The 20,270-nt window shown below is 49.4% G+C and carries 21 protein-coding genes; 11 read left to right on the top strand and 10 right to left on the bottom strand.

What is annotated here, in order from left to right; genetic code table 11:
* Window positions 1-43: 43 nt before the first annotated feature.
* Window positions 44-925, top strand: coding sequence for a glycosyltransferase (locus EPD17_RS01910; protein ID WP_165929491.1), 882 nt, complete (start codon window positions 44-46; stop codon window positions 923-925).
* 44 nt (window positions 926-969) lie between these two features.
* On the opposite strand, the gene EPD17_RS01915 is transcribed toward EPD17_RS01910, so the two are convergent.
* Together EPD17_RS01915 and EPD17_RS01920 are read right to left on the bottom strand one after the other, a co-directional pair.
* Entirely contained in the window at window positions 970-1,176 is a 207-nt protein-coding gene (locus EPD17_RS01915; protein ID WP_114234752.1) for a hypothetical protein, read from the bottom strand.
* Window positions 1,177-1,254: 78 nt separating this feature from the next.
* On the bottom strand, window positions 1,255-2,199 hold the full coding sequence (locus EPD17_RS01920) for a glycosyltransferase family 2 protein (RefSeq protein ID WP_132051298.1): 945 nt from the start codon (window positions 2,197-2,199) through the stop codon (window positions 1,255-1,257).
* A gap of 179 nt (window positions 2,200-2,378) precedes the next feature.
* Between EPD17_RS01920 and EPD17_RS01925 the strand changes: the two genes are divergently transcribed.
* The 3 genes from EPD17_RS01925 (at window position 2,379) to EPD17_RS01935 (ending at window position 4,029) form a co-directional block, all read left to right on the top strand.
* Window positions 2,379-3,293, top strand: coding sequence for a glycosyltransferase (locus tag EPD17_RS01925; RefSeq protein WP_132051300.1), 915 nt, complete (start codon window positions 2,379-2,381; stop codon window positions 3,291-3,293).
* Window positions 3,294-3,464: 171 nt separating this feature from the next.
* A complete protein-coding gene (locus tag EPD17_RS01930) occupies window positions 3,465-3,704 on the top strand; it encodes a DUF433 domain-containing protein (RefSeq protein ID WP_132051302.1) in 240 nt (79 codons plus the stop codon).
* Window positions 3,688-4,029, top strand: a complete 342-nt coding sequence (locus EPD17_RS01935) for a DUF5615 family PIN-like protein (RefSeq protein ID WP_132051304.1) — start codon at window positions 3,688-3,690, stop codon at window positions 4,027-4,029. Before EPD17_RS01930 ends, EPD17_RS01935 begins: the two co-directional genes overlap by 17 nt.
* Window positions 4,030-4,376: 347 nt before the next feature.
* On the opposite strand, the gene EPD17_RS01940 is transcribed toward EPD17_RS01935, so the two are convergent.
* The 6 genes from EPD17_RS01940 to EPD17_RS01965 all read right to left on the bottom strand — a co-directional run bounded on the left by EPD17_RS01940 (window position 4,377) and on the right by EPD17_RS01965 (window position 10,440).
* Entirely contained in the window at window positions 4,377-5,729 is a 1,353-nt protein-coding gene (locus tag EPD17_RS01940) for a glycosyltransferase (protein ID WP_132051306.1), read from the bottom strand.
* Window positions 5,730-5,921: 192 nt separating this feature from the next.
* On the bottom strand, window positions 5,922-6,833 hold the full coding sequence (locus EPD17_RS01945) for a M48 family metallopeptidase (protein WP_165929492.1): 912 nt from the start codon (window positions 6,831-6,833) through the stop codon (window positions 5,922-5,924).
* Window positions 6,834-7,044: 211 nt separating this feature from the next.
* The gene (locus EPD17_RS01950; RefSeq protein WP_114234501.1) at window positions 7,045-7,347 is read right to left on the bottom strand and encodes a hypothetical protein; all 303 of its coding nucleotides are present in this window, start codon (window positions 7,345-7,347) and stop codon (window positions 7,045-7,047) included.
* A 109-nt stretch (window positions 7,348-7,456) separates the two neighbouring features.
* Window positions 7,457-7,933, bottom strand: coding sequence for a hypothetical protein (locus tag EPD17_RS01955; RefSeq protein ID WP_114234502.1), 477 nt, complete (start codon window positions 7,931-7,933; stop codon window positions 7,457-7,459).
* A gap of 331 nt (window positions 7,934-8,264) precedes the next feature.
* Complete coding sequence (gene typA / locus EPD17_RS01960) at window positions 8,265-10,076, bottom strand: translational GTPase TypA (protein ID WP_114234503.1); 1,812 nt, start codon at window positions 10,074-10,076, stop codon at window positions 8,265-8,267.
* Window positions 10,077-10,218: 142 nt separating this feature from the next.
* Window positions 10,219-10,440: a DUF2905 domain-containing protein gene (locus EPD17_RS01965; protein ID WP_114234504.1), complete on the bottom strand. Its 222-nt coding sequence runs from the start codon at window positions 10,438-10,440 to the stop codon at window positions 10,219-10,221.
* Window positions 10,441-10,850: 410 nt separating this feature from the next.
* Between EPD17_RS01965 and EPD17_RS01970 the strand changes: the two genes are divergently transcribed.
* A complete protein-coding gene (locus EPD17_RS01970) occupies window positions 10,851-11,744 on the top strand; it encodes a diacylglycerol/lipid kinase family protein (RefSeq protein ID WP_132051310.1) in 894 nt (297 codons plus the stop codon).
* A 210-nt stretch (window positions 11,745-11,954) separates the two neighbouring features.
* Here EPD17_RS01970 and EPD17_RS01975 read toward each other — a convergent pair whose 3' ends face one another.
* Entirely contained in the window at window positions 11,955-14,210 is a 2,256-nt protein-coding gene (locus EPD17_RS01975; protein WP_132051312.1) for a patatin-like phospholipase family protein, read from the bottom strand.
* 77 nt (window positions 14,211-14,287) lie between these two features.
* Window positions 14,288-15,418 carry a COX15/CtaA family protein gene (locus EPD17_RS01980; RefSeq protein WP_132051314.1) on the bottom strand — a complete coding sequence of 377 codons (1,131 nt, stop codon included), beginning with the start codon at window positions 15,416-15,418 and terminating at the stop codon, window positions 14,288-14,290.
* 584 nt (window positions 15,419-16,002) lie between these two features.
* On the opposite strand from EPD17_RS01980, the gene EPD17_RS01985 reads away from it, so the two are divergent.
* The 6 genes from EPD17_RS01985 (at window position 16,003) to EPD17_RS02010 (ending at window position 20,264) form a co-directional block, all read left to right on the top strand.
* Window positions 16,003-16,779, top strand: a complete 777-nt coding sequence (locus EPD17_RS01985; protein ID WP_114234508.1) for a glycoside hydrolase family 25 protein — start codon at window positions 16,003-16,005, stop codon at window positions 16,777-16,779.
* A gap of 57 nt (window positions 16,780-16,836) precedes the next feature.
* On the top strand, window positions 16,837-17,283 hold the full coding sequence (locus EPD17_RS01990) for a DUF2314 domain-containing protein (RefSeq protein ID WP_165929493.1): 447 nt from the start codon (window positions 16,837-16,839) through the stop codon (window positions 17,281-17,283).
* Between the two features lie 157 nt (window positions 17,284-17,440).
* Window positions 17,441-17,671 carry a hypothetical protein gene (locus tag EPD17_RS01995; protein WP_132051318.1) on the top strand — a complete coding sequence of 77 codons (231 nt, stop codon included), beginning with the start codon at window positions 17,441-17,443 and terminating at the stop codon, window positions 17,669-17,671.
* A gap of 298 nt (window positions 17,672-17,969) precedes the next feature.
* A complete protein-coding gene (locus EPD17_RS02000) occupies window positions 17,970-18,551 on the top strand; it encodes a YceI family protein (protein ID WP_132051320.1) in 582 nt (193 codons plus the stop codon).
* Window positions 18,552-18,606: 55 nt separating this feature from the next.
* Window positions 18,607-19,971, top strand: coding sequence for a hypothetical protein (locus EPD17_RS02005; protein ID WP_132051322.1), 1,365 nt, complete (start codon window positions 18,607-18,609; stop codon window positions 19,969-19,971).
* Window positions 19,972-20,081: 110 nt separating this feature from the next.
* Window positions 20,082-20,264, top strand: coding sequence for a hypothetical protein (locus tag EPD17_RS02010; RefSeq protein WP_132051324.1), 183 nt, complete (start codon window positions 20,082-20,084; stop codon window positions 20,262-20,264).
* Window positions 20,265-20,270: the final 6 nt, after the last annotated feature.

The following is a 20,270-nucleotide window of genomic DNA, read 5'->3' on the forward strand; positions in this document are numbered from 1 at the left end:
CAACGAGCCGTCCAGCCAGAATACCAGTTTAAGTTCGCCGATTATGGATTCAAGACATGAGGAGTATGCCATTGCGGCCGCGGTTATTCTCTATCACCCCGACGACACATTTATCTATAACCTCGAAACCTATTACAGTGCCGTTGCGCAGATTTTTATAATCGACAATACCGAGGATCAAGCATTGCAGGTTGATTGGTCGCGCTATCCAAAAGTTTCCTATTTCCACGACGGCGAAAACCGTGGCCTCGCGGTGCGGCTCAATGCAGCGGCAGGCTATGCAATGGCGGCGGGTTACCACTGGCTGCTCACCATGGACCAGGATTCCTGGTTTACGCCACAGTCGATCACGCAATACCTGCAATGTTTTGCGGGCTTTGCCGAAAAAAAACAAGTGGCGCTGTTCGGTCCGAAATTTTTCAGGGAAATCCAGCCGCTGCCCCTAACCTGCAGCTGGCAAAAAGCCAGACGGGTCATTACTTCCGGGGCGTTGATGAACCTGCAGCTATTTCATCAAATCGGCGGGTTCGATGAAGCCTTGTTTATCGATTCGGTTGACCACGAATACTGCATCAAAGCAAACCTGGCGGGTTATTCCATCATTGAGTTTCAATCGGTGGCCATGGTACACAAGGTGGGCTGCCTCATCAACAGGTCATCGATCAAAACTATGTTTTTGGTAAAAAAGAAAAAAGAAGTGCACCCACCGCTGCGTTGCTATTATATGCTGCGCAACCTGTTGTACCTGCAACAGAAGTTTGCCGGCCAAAAAGTGCCCCTTATGCCAGTCATTAGAAGAGATGTGCTGAAACGGATTGAGAAAGCGCTTTTTTACGGCCGCAACACCCGCAAGCTGGCTAGCTTTCTACTGCTGGCCTACCGTCATTTTAAGGAAAATAAAATGGGAAAGCTGGAAATGTTATAACCTACTCTTTGGTGCAAAATTCAAAACACCAAGTGGATTCAACCTTACGCCTTTTGCCGCTTCCACCAATACCAGCCAATGCCGCCTGCCAAGGCCAGCGGTGTCAGGGCCAGGTACAAGATGCCGGCGTTCAAACCACGGGCGGGTTTTTCGCCCAGTTGGGCTGCCGTTTTGGTACAAATAGAACACTGAGCATCGGCAGCAACTCCAAGGCCCAGCGATAAAGCCAATATAAAAAATCCTTTACGCATGCCGGTTTCCGCTTTTTTGCAAAAGTAAGCCAACGGCATACACGGAAGCGTTAAATAAACCCGGGAAAAAATGAGCCGTCAGCGGATGCGGTAAAACATCTTGAGGCAAAAAATGTATTTGCGCAGCCCGTTGCCTTTTTTTACCGCAAGCAACTGGCTTTGGTTGTTCATAAAAACCTGCACCCGCTTCAGGTTGTGCCGCAGTGAAAAGCTGCCATAGCTCTCGGCCAGGTTTTTCAGCACACCTTTTTCCTGCACCAGCGTGTCGGGGCAGGTTTTGTAAAAAAGATTCATGCGGCACCTGATGGCCTTTACCTCCGACCATTTGCGGTGCAGCGCTGTGCGGTGGCCGCTGTGCCGGCTACGTTCGCCAATGGCACCTACTGCGTTGTTGTCGTGCTGGCGGTAATGCACCAGCACCTCGGGCAGGTAAGCAATGCCGCCGTGGTTGGCCGCCACAAAACAAAGCCACCAATCGTGGGGCAGCGCCGGCGGAAAAGGAGCAGCCTGCTGCAACAACTGCCGCACAAACAGCGAGGCATGACCGTAAACCCGGCACACCACCGCCTGCTGCAGGCAACTGGTGATCTCTATCATTTCGGCCCGGTCCGATGCCTGCACACCGGTAGGCTGCAGGTCTTCGTTGCAAATGGCCGAATCGCAATAGATCATGGGATGGTTGCCAATGTTGGCCGCCAGCCGCTCCAGCTTTTGCGGCACCCAGTAATCGTCCTGGTCGCACAGCGCTATAAAGCTGCCCTGCGCCAGGCTGCAGGCCCGCTCAAAATTTTTGATATAACCCAGGTTTTCCTCGTTGCGGTACACCCGCATATTGGGGTGCCGTTGGGCATATTGTTGTAAAATCCGGTAGCTGTCGTCGGTGCTGGCATCGTCTACGGCTATTACTTCTATGTTGGGATAAGTCTGGGCAAAAACAGAATCGAGTTGCACCGCCAGGTACCGGGCGCCATTGCAGGCAGCCAATACTACAGATATCAGGGAGGGGTCCAACTGTGTGTTCATTGTAATGGTTTGCTTCGCCGTTTGCCTACCTTTGCGCAGCGCTGTTTTTCATAGTGACCATGGAGCGGCCCCTGTCGTTGTATGAGCAATTTTATTGAGGCGCAAGTAACAAAAGATAGCGCAGTTAAAAAAACGAACCGCCCGATGCCGCTTTTTTCCCTGCAAAACCTGCCCCGTTGATGATGAACGCAATACAGCGTGTATCGGTAGTGGTGTGCACCTACAATGGTGCCGCTTTTATCGAAGAACAACTCCTTTCCATACTGGCACAGGTCTACCCGCTGCACGAGATCATTGTAGCAGATGATGCCAGCACCGACGGCACGCCTGCAATTGTGGCCAGGATTGCGGCCGACAACGGGGTTATTTCATTGCATCAAAATAAAACCAACCTCGGTTACAACCGAAATTTTGAACAGGCCCTGCGCCTGGCCTCGGGCGATGTTATTGCCATTGCCGACCAGGACGATGTATGGCACCCCGAAAAAATCAGCACCATGCTGGCGCAATGGAGCCCGGAGTGCCCGCTTATTTATTGCAACTCGGCGCTTTTTACCGGCAACGACCCCACCACGGCGCAACCGGACAACATGATGCGGCGTTTTGCAGGCACCGACCCGCGTAGGCTGGCGGTGTACAACACGGTGAGCGGCCACGCGGTGTTGTTTAGAAAAGAGCTGCTGGCATTGGCGCTGCCTTTTCACCCACAAGTGTATTACGACTGGTGGCTGGCTATGGTGGCCGCATGCAACGGCGGTGTGCAATACTGCCCGCAGGTGTTGGTGTACCAGCGCTGGCATGGCGCCAACGCTACCGAAAAAATTCAACTGAGCCCGGCCGAACGGTACCGGCAGGAAAAAGAAATGGTGCTGCGCAACCTGGAGCAGTTTTGTACTACGCCGGGAATGAAGAGGCAACAGAAAGCATTCTTTAATCAACTGCATACGCTGTGGCAGGATGGATTGAATGGCGCCAACCGTTGGCAACTGTTCCTGTTTTTGATGCAGCACCGTCACGCAATTTATTTCAGCAAGGTGCGCAAAGCGGCATTTATATCGCACCTGAAAAGAAGCTTTCGATATGCATTTAGATAGGTTTTTTACTCAAACAAAAAGCCCCTGCAAGCAGGGGCCTTTTGCGAGAAAAACACACCACTATATGTATGAAGCATCTTGAAAAATCATGCTTGTTGATAGCTAGTCGTTAGGCGCAAGCCGTTTATAGCCACTTTTCAAGCCAGTCAGACGATTTTGTAATTTTATGACATGGAATTACAAGAACTTATCAGTATTGACCCGGAAATCTTAGGCGGACAGCCAGTTTTCAAGGGAACAAGAGTTCCTATTGAGTCGCTTTTTGACCACCTGGAAGCGGGTATTTCGTTGGAGGAGTTCTTAGACGACTTTCCGACAGTGACCAAGGAACAAGTTGTGGCGACACTTGAAATTGCCAATAAATTCCTGACTTCTAAAAACGTCGCAAAGCTGTATGAAATTGCTGCTTGACGAGAACTTGCCCAAACGCTTGAAGAATGATTTTCCTGACCACGAGATTTACACTGTTCGAGATAAAAGCTGGAACGGTATTAAAAACGGTCAGCTTTTGGCACTGATGGTGGAAAATGGTTTTCATGCTTTGCTGACGTTTGACAAAAACCTCCAGCACCAGCAAAATTTTCATAAATACACCTTTTCTGTTTTTGTACTTTCTGCCGTTAACAATACCTATTCGGAACTGACCAAACTTTCATCTATAGTTTACGAACATTTGAAAAAGGAGCCGTTGCCGGTTGGACCCATCATCATCAAAGCGGACGAAGCCAGCGCCTAAAAGTGAATTGGCGCATGTGGCGGGCAACGTGCAAGCAATTTGCAATAACTCGCTAATCATCACCTTTCCAATCAGACCGAATAATACTGAGCATTTGAATAAAATTTTTACAATAGTTCTTAATTGAGCATCGGCTATGGGTAGATGAATAAACTATGCCGCCACATCGCTAATGCTCAAACGTTATCAAGTAAAGCCTTACTTATTCAGAAAACTCCGAAGCGTGAAGGGGATGCCGAAGCGAGTTCGGCATAACAACCCAACAGTTCAAAAGATCTTCCCGGTAACGGGTAGGCATAAGCGAACAGGCATTTAGATGATGAATGCAGGCCGAAGTTCGTTTTGCCTCAATACACCGCTTCCATTGCCCGCCGCTTCTTGGGCTGTTTTTGCAGCAGTTCTGCAACGTATTGCACAAAAAGCTCCTGCGGGTTGTACTGCCCAAACTCTTTGCTCAACTGCACCACGTTTTGCCGATACGTGTCGTTGTTCAACACTGCTTCCACAGCCTTTTTCAGCTGCGCCGGTTTGGGCTTTTCGGTTTTCAGGTTGATGCCCAGCTTGAAATAGCCCACCCGTGCACAGATTTCGTTTTTGCCTTCGTTTACGCCGGCCACTACCAGCGGCAGCTTGTGCTGTATGCCCAGCAAAGTGCCGCCATAACCGCCATTGGTTACATAGGCATCGCAGTAAGGCATTACATCGGCAAAGGGGATAAAATCTTCAATGATAACGTTGCGCTGCGGAAAACGCTGGCGCAGGCTTTCGGTTTGGTTGCCCGATGTGGTTACAATCACCAGGTGATCGGTGCCGGCAAAAGCCTCCAGCGTGGGCACGATGAGTTTTTCCACGTCGGCTTCGGCAGTGCCTTGTGTGCACAGGATCACTTTATTGAATTGCAGCAATTTTTCGCTGCTCCAGGGCTTTTGTTTTTTGCGCGACGGGGCAGGTAGCAGGGCGCCGATAAACCGGAGGTTCGGGTTCATATCGGTACGCGGATACTCGAAACCCGGCGTGCCGCTTTGCAGCACCAACGTGCTGGTGCGGTAGGCTGTGTCAAACAGGTTGCCGTTGCGTTTGAGGCCTTCCACAGCCATCAGTTCGTCCATAACCTGCATGGGTTTGCGCAGCAATACCTGCTCGGTGATCCAGCGCAGCGCTGCCTGTTTCAGGCGGCCTACCAGCGAGTTGCTGGGCGTCATGCCCAGTCCCATCGGCGGCAGGTCTTTCGAAGTTTCGGCAATGGGAATAATGCCGATGGTGACCACCGGGATGTTCATTTTTTGCTGCACAAAAGGAATGGCGGTAAACGACACTTCGGTTACCATCAGTTCAAATGGAAATTCCTGGTGCAGCTCTTTGATGTCGGCATAAAAATCGGGGCCGCGGCGGATAAAAAAATGCTCCAAGTCGAAGCGCAGTTTGGGGATACCGCTTTTCAGCTTATTTCGTTCGGGGTAAATTTCTTCGAGGTTTTCGGCGGTTACATCTACGGCTTTTTTCTGCGGAAAATAGCGGATGCCCATGGCCTCCACTTTTTCGGCAAAAGCCGAACCTACGTACCAGCCAATGTCGCAGCCCATAGCCTGCAGCTGTAGGGCCAAACTGGTAAGTGGGTTAAAATGGCCATCGGCGGCCATACAGGCAAATAGGATTTTGGTTCCGGGTTCAATGTGTTGGTTTTGGATGCTGAAGCTCATTGCAGTTGGTTTTGAGGCACAAGATTACCAACCAACGGGGCCAGTGAACAGCCCAAAGAGCATGGGTTGCGGATTTTGGATGATGAACTGCGGGAGGAAAAGCGACGAGTGGTATTTGCCTACAAATAATTCAAAAGTAAAAAGCCAAAACGGGGTTACTCATTTTTGACTTTTTACTTTTTCCTTTTGCCTTTATTTCAAAACTGGTTTTTCTTCCACCTGCGGTAGTACACCTTTTCGGTTTTCGCCGCAGGAGGTGCCAAAGTTGGCCATGATATGGTCTTCAAGGCACTGGGCCCGCAGCCCCGAAAACGGGTGGGTGCGGAAAAAATCCTCCACCTGGCTGTAGCGGTTTTCATTGCTGGCCATTTCGCGCCAAAACTTTACGGCCGAACAAACTTCCTGCTGCAACTTGTGGGTAAGCTCCACGCCGTAGTAGTCGGCTTCCAGTTCGTTTTTTTGGTTAAACGACGCGGTGATCAGCTTCATTACCTGCAAGGCAAAACCGGCGTTGGCTTCTCCAAAAATGTTGTTGGTGAGTTGCAGGTCCTGGATGGTTTTTTTAATGTGGCCTTCCTCGGAGTGGCCAATTTCGTGGCCAACGATGGCGTACAGCAGCGGTGTGTTGTTGCCTATTTTGCGCAGCATGCCCTGCGTTACATAAATGCGGCCGCCGAATGTAAAAGCGTTGATGGCCGTGTCTTTCAGCGCATAAATATGATAGTCGATTTTGGAAGGGCGGGTTCGCACCGCAAGCAGCTTGTTGAGGGCCGTTTGCAGCCGGCTTTGCACCGCGGCATCTTTCAGCAACACAAATTCTTTTTGCTCCACCACCATTTGCTGGTGAAAGGTTGCCCCGTATTCGCTTTGCACTTCGTCGGTAATCCTGTCTTCGTTCACCGCAATATCGCGGATCAGGTCGCCGGCCCGGCCCAGGGTGCGGTTTACGCGGTTGCCGCTCACTGCGCTGTCGAGGCAGGCGTAGGAGTAAGTGCGGGGCCGTTCGGTGGTATCGGTGGTCTTGTATTTGGGTATAAAACGATCCAGTTCCTGGCAGGATACGAGCTGTACAAAGAGGGCAATAATGGCGATCATACGGGTCATGAGTGTAAAAATGCAAAGTTGCGGCCAAAGGCAGCCCATGATAAACGGAATTGCACACCGGATATTTTGCAGCATTGTTTAAAGTGGAGTGTAAAGGAGCAGCAACAACTAAGCTGCAATCAACCCTTATAATAGCCTGCACAAAAAAAGCAACAGGGGTTTACCTGTTGCTTTATAAATGGCGGCCTGCTACAAATATTCATCGCATTATTCAACCAGAATCGTTGTCGGCTACCATTTTACGGACATCTTCCACACTACTGTTTTGCAATGTTTCAATCTTAATATGTTTGCCTGCCATGCCCGAATGCCCATCAAAGGCAAGAAACAGGGAGCCCTCCGGCATTTCATTGCCATACAGGTCGCTTTCCATCAGGTACACATTGTCCATAGCCGGATATTCAAATACCCTGGCGTTGGGTGCAATCTGTGCGTTGATGGATTTGCTGGCTGGCTTCAAACCCAAATGCTTGATTAGTGCATCGTTCAGGCCCTGCGGTTGTACCTCTGACATGGTTAATATTTTATAACACCTCTTTTTTAAAACAAGATGAGTGGTGCGGTAAAAAGTGATGCAGTCCAATCAGCATTACTGGCAAGGATTGCGTTTATTAATTTGCCGATCACTGCTGCGGATACTGCACACCAATAGCAGTGCGCATAGCTGTTAGTTGGTCCAGCCGCTCTTGCTTTTTGGCCAGCTGGCCTTTGAGTGAAGCAATCTTATCATCCTGGTCGCCGATGTCCTTGTTGGCCGATCGTGCATCCTTTGCCTCGCGATAAGATTTTTTGGCCTCACGTTTTGCCTTGCGGGCTTCTTTTACTCCGCCCTTGGTGGTGGCTTTGTCGGCTTGGTTGCTGCTGGAAATGGCTGCATCCTGCGCGTTTGCATCAGCAGAGTTGGCTTTAGCGCGATAACCCGGCATGTTGTTTTGTGCTACAGTAAGTTTTGCCGTAAGGGTAGCAATATCGTTGCTTACTTCAGTAAACTCTTTGTTTAGTTTAGCGGTATCTTCTATCGTTTTATATACCTGTGCAAACGCTGTGGTGCCTGTAAGCGTCAGGGCAAAAAGAAAGATTGCGTACATGATCTTTTTCATAATGTATTTTTTAAACTATTATTCAGCAGGCACCCGCTTTTTTTGACAAAAAGAATTTCGGCGCCTGTATCCACACGGCATTTTACCGGGATGTATCTTATTTATTGGTAATAGTATTCAGAGAAAGTTGCTGCAACAATGGAAACCGGGTAGGAAGTGGGTTGGAATGTGCACCACGAACTTTGGGAGAATACCTGTAAGGTAACCTATTAATATGAATGGTGCAGATATATTATGCTAACAAAACCTTTGGTAAGTATCTGATAAAATGGTCTGGCACAAAAAAAGCCGCCGGATAACCCGGCGGCTTTACTATAAATTATTCGGCTATTTAAATCGCTTCCGACTTCATTTGCTTGGCGGCGCGGATGCGGTCGTTTTCGTCCAGCATCACTTTGCGCATCCGGATAAAGTTGGGGGTTACTTCAATGCACTCATCCTGCTGAATGTATTCCATACACTCTTCCAGCGACAGCTGGCGCTTGGGCGGCAGGCTTACGGTACCATCGGAGCCGGAGGCACGCATGTTGGTCAGCTTCTTGCCTTCGTTGGGGTTTACCACCATGTCGCCAGGCTTGTTGCTTTCGCCAATGATCATGCCTTTGTACACCTCTTCGCCCGGATCAACAAAGAAGAAACCACGATCCAACAGCTTGTCGATGGAGTAAGCGGTAGTAGTACCGGCTTCTTTGGCAATCATCACACCGTTGTTGCGGCCGGGGATGGGTCCTTTCCAGGGCTTGTACTCGTTAAAGCGGTGGTTCATCACGGCTTCGCCGGCGGTGTTGGTCAGCATTTGCGTACGCAAACCCAGCAGGCCACGCGAAGGAATTTCAAACTCCAGGTGCTGCATGTCGCCCTTGGTTTCCATCACATGCATTTCGCCCTTGCGGCGGGTAACCAGGTCAATTACTTTCGAAGCGTATTCCTGCGGCACATCTACCACCAGGGTTTCAAACGGCTCGCTTTTTACACCGTTGATTTCTTTTACGATTACCTGCGGCTGGCCAATGGTCAGCTCGTAGCCTTCACGGCGCATGGTTTCAACCAGTACACCCAGGTGCAGGATACCGCGGCCATAAACCAGGAACGAGTCGGCGCTGTCGGTGTCTACCACGCGGAGGGCCAGGTTCTTTTCGGTTTCTTTCACCAAGCGGTCGCGCAGGTGGCGAGAGGTAACAAACTTACCGTCTTTACCAAAAAACGGCGAGTTGTTGATGGAGAACATCATGTTCATGGTAGGCTCATCCACCGAAATTACGGGCAGTGCTTCGGGGTTATCGGCATCGGCAATGGTATCGCCAATGTTGAAATCTTCAATACCCACAACGGCGCACAGGTCGCCGGCAAATACTTCCGAAATTTTCTTTTTGCCCATGCCTTCAAAAACATACAGCTCTTTTACCCGCTGGCGGCGGCTGCTACCGTCGGCCTGCAGGAGCATGATGGACTGGCCTTCTTTAATGGAACCGCGGGCCACTTTACCAATGGCAATACGGCCGAGGAAAGAAGAGTAATCCAGCGAAGTTACCTGCAGTTGCAGTGCACCTTCGGCAATTTTAGGCTCTGGTACGTATTGCAAAATACCGTCCATCAGCGGAGTAATATCTTCCGACTGCTCCAGGCTGCTGTTGAACCAGCCGTTTTTGCCCGAACCGTAGAAGGTTGGGAAATCCAGTTGCTCCTCAGAGGCGTCGAGGTTAAAGAACAGCTCAAACACCGCGTCGTGTACTTCGTCGGGGCGGCAGTTAGGCTTATCCACTTTATTGATCACTACAATCGGCTTCAGGCCAAGGGCCAGTGCTTTTTGCAGTACAAAACGGGTTTGGGGCATGGGGCCTTCAAAGGCATCCACCAGCAGGATCACGCCGTCGGCCATTTTCAGCACCCGCTCCACTTCGCCGCCAAAGTCGGCGTGGCCCGGGGTGTCAATTACGTTTATTTTTACGCCTTTATAGGTTACGGCCGCATTTTTCGAAAAAATGGTGATGCCGCGTTCCCGCTCCAGGTCGTTGTTGTCCATGATCAGGTCGCCGGTTTCCTGGTTGTCGCGAAACACTTTTGTAGTGTGGAGGATACGGTCGACGAGGGTGGTTTTTCCGTGGTCAACGTGAGCAATGATTGCAATGTTTCTGATGTCCATAAGTAGAGTAGAGCTGCGAGATTTGAGTTATGAGCTACGAGAAAAGCTTTTCCCACGACTCGTAGCTTAAAACTCGCTGCTTGTTTTAAAGAGTTCGCAAAGGTAGGCGTTTCCGGCCGGGAAACGGCCGCGGTGGCGGAGTTTACAAAAACTTTTTAATGAGTTGCAGCACCAGAGAAAGAAGCAGGCTCAGCAGGATCATGGTGGTAATGGGGAAATAAAAGCGAAAATTGTCGCGTTCCACCCGGATATCGCCGGGCAGGCGGCCGAGGAAATTGAGTTTATCGCCGAGCAGGTAAAACAGCAGCCCGACAATAATGATGACCGCGCCAATAATGATCAGGTATTTACCGGTGGTGCTCATTTGAGGGTTTGGGGTGAAGCTATAGCGTCCTGTTTAACTGGCGTATCTTATTAAGAATCGTTCATTTTATGCATGCGGCAAAAACACATTTTCGAAAACAAAACTACAATCATTCCCTTTGTTGCATGACGGAGCAATTGTGCTTAGTGCGCCCTTTACCGTCATTTCGAGGCGCCGAATAAACTCCATTCCAAAATAAATTTTGTGCGCCGAAGCAATCTCCTGCGTTAATAAGAAATGTCGTCAATCATTTAAAATGAAGTCTGTTTCGGGAGGAGATTGCTTCGGCGCATAAGTTCGTTTGAATACGGGGTGACCAATGCGCCTCGCAATGACGGGGTAATTGCTGGTCCGAAACCGGCCGCACAAGCGCAAACGCATTTTCCTAATATTGCGCATTAACTTACCGCATGCCGCGCCACCTTCTTTTTCTCATCAACCCTATTTCCGGCACAGCCAGCAAAGCAGGCCTGCAGGAGCTGATCCGGCAAAAAATGGAAGCCGCCGGTCTTTCTTATGCAATCCGCCCCACGGTGGCCTCCGGCGATTACAGCTACCTGGACAACGAGATCAGCAACTATTCCGAAATCATTATTTGCGGCGGCGACGGCACCATCAACAGCGTGGTGCAGGGCATGCGCCACCACGGCCTGCCGTTTGGGCTGCTGCCCATGGGCTCGGGCAATGGGCTGGCCCTGAGTGCCGGCATATCGCGCAACCTGCCCACAGCGCTGGATGTAATTGTTAGCGGCACGCCGCAGCTAACCGATGCATTCTATATTGCTGGTCGTTTTGCCTGCATGCTCAGCGGGCTGGGCTTTGATGCGCAGGTGGCCCACGATTTTGCCAATGCCGGCAAACGCGGCCTCACCACGTATGTGCAAAAGATCATTGCAGGTTTTTGGAGTTGCAGCACTTACCCGTTTGAGTTGGAGCATGGGCAAAGCAGCCTGCAGTTTGATGCGTATTTTATTTCCATTGCCAACAGCAACCAGTTTGGTAACCAGTTTACCATTGCGCCCCGTGCCTCACTGCACGATGGTTTGCTGGATGTGGTAATCATGCTGCGGCAAAGCAAGTGGAGTGTGTTGCTGCAAACCTTGCTACAGATCAGTGGCCGTACCCAACTGCAAAGCGTGGAGCAAATCAGCGCCGATGCCAGTGTGCTGTATTTTCAAACGGATAAACTGCGCATACACAACACCGGTAGTGCACCGCTGCATATTGACGGCGACCCTGCCGAAACCGCCTCGGTGCTGGATGTAGAAGTGATCCCGGGGGCTTTTCAGTTGATTTATCCGTGAGGGAGGCGAAGGGCGTAAATGGTGAATGGGTAATAGTGAATGTCGTGAAACGTCAAACGTGAGGGGGGAGATTTGTTGAACCACGAAGACACAAAGGGTAAAAGTAGCACGAAGTTTAGTGGTGGATTGATAACGATATGCTGCATGCGTTTGAATAAATTTTTATTCACCATCCACTATTGCCCATTCACGTTTCACGTTTCACGCCCACTATTCACCACTCCCCATTGACGTTTCACCTTGCACGTTTGACGCTGCTCCAAACAACGCCTTTACTGTTTTAAAACCCGCACGGTTTACCGGCGCATGCAGCGCTTCCTCAATGTTCTTTTTTTCGCTGCGCGTCAGGTGAAAACTAAGGGCTGCTTTTTCTTTTGTTGCATCCGATACGTATTGAAATACGACGCGGTTGATGGGAAAACCATTGCCTGCTACGAAATACGAATACATGTCGTTTTGAAAATACTCCATCATATCGCTCCAGTTATGCTGCAGCAGCACAATGGGCTTGATGGTATGATCGGCAAAACCTTTTAACTCCAACGGATCTTCCCATCCGCCGGCCTGCCGGTCGCGTATTTGAATGAGCAACACACCACGCGTATTTTCTTTTATCCAATTGTTCATCGCCGTTAAAAAACGCAGGCTGTTTTCCACGCCAAAATTATCGCGCAAACCGCCATCCATAATATCTACTACCGGCTTCGACGGTAGCCAAACTGATGGCATCACAATGGGAAAAGTGGCGTTCATGCGCAATGCCGTAAGCATGCGTAAACTGTATGGATCCTGCCCTGAAAAAAACTGTACAAAGTCCACTACATCGACATTGCCGGCTGCAACACTATCGCCTACTGGCTGCATCATAAAACGCACCGGCTGTGTACTGATGATGAACTTTTTTGCATCGCGGTTGATGAGCGAATGAAAAAACATCATCGGTATCACGGCCTCATGTTCGTCTTTAATATAGTCGCGCAACTGGCGGTTAAGAATGCCCCCGGTGTTTTGGTTCAACTTGTTTTCAAATGCAAAACCACGGTCTTTGATGTAGCGGTAGGGACCGATGTTGAAGTACTGTGCCGGAGCAAATACATCGCGGGCCACCAACGATGAAAATATCGGGTTGAGCAGGTCCTTGGAAATGTTCTCTACATAGCGGCGGCTTTGCAAATTGATAGGAGCGCCACGCAATTTCTGCCGGTACAATTCCCTGAAATAAGCGGCACCAATCATGCCGCCCGAAGCACCTGATATCAGCACCGTATTGCGCATGATGCGGCCGCCGGTTACCGAGTCCAGCCCGCGCAACGTGTTCATGGTAAATGTGGCGCTGCGGTTGCCACCACCGCTGGTAGCAATCAGCACCAACAGTGGCTTTTCTTCGCCCTGCCGCACCTTCCAGTTGTTCAGCACCGTTTCCATATTGCGGTAATCCGCTTCGCGGTGCTGCGAGCTGGCCATCGAGTCGAGGCATTCGCGGCCGTATTCGGGCCACTCCTCTTCGTTGTTATAACTGAGGCCATATGCTTTATTGCGCGGATCAATGATATCGTTTTTATACAGCGCATTTAATCCCAAAAGGAGCAGCAACAACACGGGCACACTCCAGCTTTGAAAAAAATAAGCAATGGCACCGGTGGCACCGATCATTACGGCAAACAGCAGCGTGATGGATGCACCCGCAGGCAATTGAAACAGCGCATACTCTAGGAAAAAACCAATGACGATCAAAAAACAAATGGTGGCCATGATCGACACCACTGCAGCGAAATGATGCCGCTTAAAAATCTTGCTCATCAACTCCTCGGAGTAGTGCGATACATCGCGGCAGCGGCGTACCGAATTGAAGGAGGTAAGAAACCATTCGGGCCGGATCAGTGCGTTTGTTTTGGGTGCGGTTTCGGGTTGCAGTTGTGATACTAATTCTGTAGCACTTTTGAACAGCGGTTGCAACCGGCGCAGGATGGATTTATCAGCACCAAAAAAATAAAAAAAAGATAAGGCAAGAGTGAGCAACAGGCCGGTAATAAAACCCACAGATATAAACAGGATCTCCACCCAGTGTACCAGCTCTTTGTGGTGTAAAAACAAGATGGTTTTAACGAGGTAATAAATGATAAAGGCAACTGGTATGATGCTGTTGTTGATGCAGTATTTAAAAAAAGGATATTGCGTTGCCGCAAGGAAAGGCACATGCCTGCTGAACAGGATGAATGTGGTGATGTTCCAGCACATGATGAACACACCAATGGACATGCCCATGATGCCGGCGCTGAGTGCATTTACATCGCCCAAATATTCGGGTGCTAAAAACAGCGCATCGGCGCCCATCATTTTTAAAAAGCTGCCGCCAACCGTTGCAAAAAGTATGAGCCAGAAAATAAGCAGCAACTGGTATTTACGAAAATGCAAAAACACCAGTTGCACCGGAAGTGAGTAAAATATACCTCTGAGATAGTCCATGGGTGGCGGCTTGTAGTTACTTCTAATTTACTACAAAATGCCGGGCCAAGGGGTAAGTATCAATGAAAACAGGAAAGTTAAAATGTGTGTTGCTGCGGCACCGCGCTGTTGGTGGTCAGGCCACTTGGAGTGGCCAGACCACCAACAGCAGCAACCGGTTTTTTGCGCAGCACATAAGCCGCCATTGCCAGCGACATCAGCAGGAAAAACGAAACAACCTGGTGCAGTTGCGCCATCCATTCAAAAGCGTTCCATTTACCCGCACTGATGCCGATGCTGGTGAGCACTGTAAGCACGCCCAACGTGGTTTGCAGCAATGCAAAAATTAGTGGCAGCCAGCGCACCGTTGCAAACAGTGGCGTGGCCCGTTGCTTCCATGCCTGCACCGTCCATGCAACGATGAGGGCCACCAACAGGTAAGCCAGGCTACGGTGCACAAAATGCACCATGATGGGATCGTCGATAAAACCAATGAGGCCGTGCGGGTTGATGAAAATATAATCGGGTATGAAGCTGCCGTTGATATCGGGCCAGGTGGGTGCAGCCGAAGCGGCTTTGTGCCCGGCCATGAGTGCACCGTATACGAGTTGCACAAACAACAATGCAATAATGGCAACGGTAAAATTTTTCAGCCTGGGCGCAACCACCAGTTGGCGCTGCGGCACCAGCAATTTTAGCGCAGCCCAAAATGTATAAAACAGCAGCACCAGCGCCAGCACAAAATGGGCTGCCAGCCGCGTGGGCTTTACATACACCGCATCGCCGGTGAGGCCCGATGCTACCATGATCCAACCCACGGCACCTTGCAGCGCACCCAATATAAACAGCACCACCAGCGGCCGCACCATTTCCTTACTAAAACGGCGCTGCGCTAAAAATATAAGGAACGGAATGGCAAACACCACCCCAATGAGGCGGGCCCAAAGGCGATGGAACCACTCCCAGAAATAAATGAATTTAAAATCGCCCAGGCCAAAGTCGAAATTGAGCAGGCGGAACTGCGGCGTTTGGCGGTATTTGTCAAATTCGGCCAGCCACTGCGTTTCGTTGAGCGGCGGCAGCGTGCCGGTAATTACGTCCCACTCGGTAATGGACAGCCCCGAACCGGTAAGGCGGGTAATGCCGCCCAATACAATTTGCACCATGATCATGAACACACCAACCAGGAGCCATACCGCTACCGGGCGGGAAGAACGGGACGTTTTCATGCCGCAAAAGTACAGCCGCCGCCATGTACCCCCGCCTGATTTTGGTCTATTTTAGCGATTGTGCAACGAAGCGCGGGGAAAGAATGTCGAACAAGGAACAGTTGAATGACGAAGGGGAATGATGAATTATTGATTATGAATTATTAATTATTGGGTTGCGGTGCGGTGAACTATTACAGCATAGTATTCTTGGGCGTAGTCCAAGGCCGTTGGTAGCACTACAATCATTATTTCAATTTACCGGTTGATCGTAGATCAACCCTGTAAACGGATGTTTATTCCTAAAATAATTTAAAGCGCAGGTTTGGTCTACGCCCAAATTAATGTACCGGTTAAAACTATTACTACCAACAGGTGTGGGCTACGCCCACATTTTACTTTATGATGGCTTTCCTTGTTGGGGGGAAATGAATTTTACCTTTCGACTAACCAGCAAATCAATTCATCATTCATTATTCCTCAACCATTGGCTGTTCCCCTTCGGCATTCAATATTCCTTGTTCCTTGTTCGATATTCTTCCCCCACTTCCTCTGTTCGCCTGTTCCTTGTTCGTCTGTTCGATATTCAACGTAGTATTGCACCCATGCCCCCCAAAAAGCGTAAGAACAACCGCTTGGTGCCCATTTTTGCCCTGCTCATGGCGCTTGCCGCCTTGGGCTTTTTGGCGTGGGTGTTTTGGCAGTGGCGCAGCACCCGCGATATACAGTTTGTGCGCTACCCCGAGTTTGGCATTGCCCTTCCGGCCCGCTATTCCATTCACGGCATCGATGTATCGCGGTACCAAGAACGCATCAACTGGACGGCCGTGCGGGATATGCAGGTGCAGGATGTAAAACTTTCTTTTGCCATCATCAAAGCCACCGAAGGCACCAGCCGCGTAGACCCGCAGTTTAAACGCAACTGGCGCAAAAGCAAGGAAGCCGGCATTACCCGCGGTGCCTACCATTTTTTTATTGCTACCCGCGATGGAAAAAAGCAGGCGGAGAATTTTCTGAAACAGGTAAAGTTTACCACCGGCGACCTGCCGCCCGTGCTGGATGTGGAAACCACCAACGGCGTGGTGGCTTTTGAGCTGCGCAAACAAGTGGCCGCATGGCTCGATGCCGTGGAAGGGGCCACCGGTGTAAAGCCCATTATTTATACCAACGTGGATTTTTATAAAAATTACCTGCAGGGCTTTTTTGATGCGTACCCGCTGTGGGTGGCTCACTACCTGGAGGCGCACCAGCCCCGCATCAGCCGCAGCTGGGTAATGTGGCAGCACAGCGAAAAAGGCCGGGTAAACGGCATCCGCAGCCGGGTGGACTTCAATGTGTTCAACGGCGACTCGGTGGCTTTCCGTTCTTTATTGATACCGTAAATGGCTATACCAGAAAACCGGATGGTGAGGTTTAATTTATATAACCCCTTTAGTCCGATGAAAAAGACACTGCTATTTATTTTGATTTTAGGATTATTGTTTTCTTGCGAGGACAGGAGTGCAGCTACTGAATATAAATGGGAACGAGACAGTAATACCAGAGCTATTCGTACAACAGACCAAGCTTACCTTTATTCTGTTAGCAAGGCACAAGCTGAACTGGCAACATTTACAAGCATTTTTAGCCAAAGGCACGACAGCCTTGACTTTTATATAAAAGCAAGCTTCACCGACGAAAACGGAACGGAACATATGTGGGTTGACGTTTATTCGATACTAAAGGATACAGCATTCGGCACCCTTGGCAATGACGCGATCAAAGTGAAATATTTGCAGTTTGGAGACAGTGTGAATATTGCACTGAATAAAATTGAGGATTTTACAATCTATAAAAATGATTCGGTTATCGCAGGCGACTTCTTGAATCAAGCACTTAGTAAATGAGCGCATTGCACTAACTTGAAGTACTAAATAAAAATCGACCAATTGAAGAGTGCTTAGACCATAGCATTATGCTCTTCAGTTATTGAGTATTCTTTGTAATAGCATACCAACTTTTACTTGCAGCTGATTGTTGTTTTAAGTGCTAAAATAATAAACCATGGACCCCGAGGTAAAACGCTATTTCCTAAAAATCCTGTCCACCTTCAGCATGGGGCTGTTGTGGATGTTTTGTGTGGCTACTGCAGGTTTTTATTTTAAGCTGGCGCTGGTAGCAAATGGCTGGCTGTGGTATCATTTTGTTTTTTATGCTATTGCTTTTATTTCCTTTTTATTGTTGCTGCGCTATTTTTTCAGGCTGTGGAGCGAGCCGCACAGCGCACAGCCATAAGGCGCCACACCATTTACTTATAAAAGACAACTTTTTAGAGCCCGGCATACCGCCGGGCTTTTTCTATTTCCCGCTATTATTTTCTGGTATTGTATGCTATTGGCGGCCAAATGCTTTAACCACAACACATTAGTAATGATGTAAAAAGGCGGCAAGGCTGCGCCAGCGCGGTTTTGTCATTGCCCGAAACAATTAAAGCTACCCGGTGATATGTTTTAAATCACCGCATGTTTTGACGCAACTCACAGTGGGGCGGATTTCAGCAGACCATCTTTGTGTCATAGAAAAACATAATACCATGAAAAAGTTCTTCACCTCACCCAAATTAATACTCGCTGTTTTATTCCTTGCTCCGCTGCTCACTATGGCCCAGTCTAAGTTTACTGCTGCAGCCGGCAACATTACTGTAAAAGGCACTTCTACCATGCACGATTGGGAAATGACTTCGAAACAAACTGCCATTGAAGCCAGCTTTGCCACCAACGCTACCGGCGGCCTGGTTGATCTTGCAACGCTTTCTTTTTCCATCCCTGCCGAAAGCCTGAAAAGCGGCAAAGGCGCCATGGACAAAAACGCTTACAAAGCGCTGAAAACTTCATCGGCACGCAACATTTCGTTTACCTCTACCAATGCTACTGTAGCACCTTCCGGCGCCAACACTTACACGGTTAAATGCACTGGCAAAATGACCATTGCAGGCACCAGCCGCGAAACTGACCTGGTAGCAACCCTCAAAGTGAACCCCGACAAAACCTTGTCGATCACTGGCATCAAAAAATTGAAAATGACCGATTATAAAGTGGAGCCACCCTCCTTCATGTTTGGCTCGGTAACCACCGGCGACGACATCGCGATCAACTTCAATGTAACCTTGAAATAATATAACACGAACCGGACACGCACCAATTAAAAACACATCTGCTAAAACATTTTTTATGAAACTCAATCAAATCTCCCGCATAGCCTTGGCCGCCGCCCTGCTGGGAAGTGTAACCGCTGCCAATGCACAAGACCGCGAATTTTATGGACGTCCTTCTTACTGGAATCCTTACGACCAACGCGGCATCAACACTTTTGAAACCTCTAAGAAAGCTGATACCATTCCGTTTGAAGGCCTCCGCATCCGCTTCGGTGCTGGCTTTACACAACAGTATCAAAACATCGAGCACAAAAACACAGCCCTCAACAACACCGGCGCCGGCGCCAACAGGCTTTATCCCCTGACTCCCGGTTTCATGACCGCCCAGGCCAACCTGTTTACCGATGTGCAACTGGCTGATGGTATCCGCCTGAATGTGACCACTTATCTTTCTGCCCGTCACCACAACGAGGCTTGGGTAAAAGGCGGTTACATCCAGTTCGATAAACTGCCTTTCAACACACCATTCTTCAACAAGCTGATGGAAGTGGCTACCATTAAAGTGGGCCACATGGAAATCAACTACGGCGACCAGCACTTCCGCCGCTCCGATGGTGGCCATGCACTGCAAAACCCCTTCATGGAAGGTTTGATTGCCGATGCCTTTGCAACCGAAATTGGTGGTGAAGTGTACCTGCAGAAAAATGGCCTCTTTGGTATGCTGGGTGTTACCAACGGTATGATCAAAGGACATGTTGACTCGGTATATGCTGCTAAAAACGCCGAAGGCACTATCCTCGACAACAAAACTACCCGCCGCCCGTCGATCTATGTAAAAGGTGGTGTGGACAAACAACTGGCCGAAAAACTGCGGGTACGCGTTTCCGGTAGCTTGTACCACAACAGCGGACAGTATGGTAGTGGCCTGACCCTGTACAGCGGCGACCGCGCAGGTTCTAACTACCAGAACGTAATGGAAAACAAACCCCTGGGTACCGCTTACACTGCTATGTACTCTTCGGGCCGCTTCAACCCTGGCTTTAGCAACAAAATGACTGCAGCAATGTTGAACGGTTTTGTAAAAGCTGGTGGACTGGAACTGTTTGGTACTTACGAACTGGCAAAAGGCCGCAGCAAAATGGAGCTGAAAGAACGTAAAATGAACCAGATTGCCGGTGATGTGATCTACCGCCTGGGTGCTAAAGAAAACGTGTACGTAGGTGCCCGTTACAACAAAGTAAACGCTGAGCTGGCTGCTGGTGGTGCCATCCGCGACGTATCGATCAACCGCACTGCTTTTGCCGCTGGTTGGTTTGTTACCCGCAACGTACTGCTGAAAGGCGAACTGGTAAACCAGAAATACAAAGATTTTGCTCCTGCTGATTTCCGCAACGGTGGCAAATTCAACGGATACGTAATTGAAGCAGTAGTTGGCTTCTAACCGCCTCATGTGTTTTTCTTCTACAACCTCAGGATAGCCTTCGGGCTATCCTGAATTTTTTTAAGCCTGTTTCATTTGCACTATGTTATTGCAACAATGTTATTGGGTAAATGAAACGCACCGGCCAACAACAACGCATGCTATCTTATTTGCTTTATGAGGAACAACCCAAAGGCCGCCTGCAACAGGTGGCTTTTTCTTTTTTGCATGATATACTCGATGCAAGTATTGCTGTTGGGCTGATGCATGCAGTAGCTTTGCACTTGTTGCTACCCGCCTTCCATTACCTTTAATAAAAG

Source organism: Pseudocnuella soli (assembly GCF_004347775.1).
Lineage (GTDB): Bacteria > Bacteroidota > Bacteroidia > Chitinophagales > Chitinophagaceae > Flavisolibacter > Flavisolibacter aquaticus.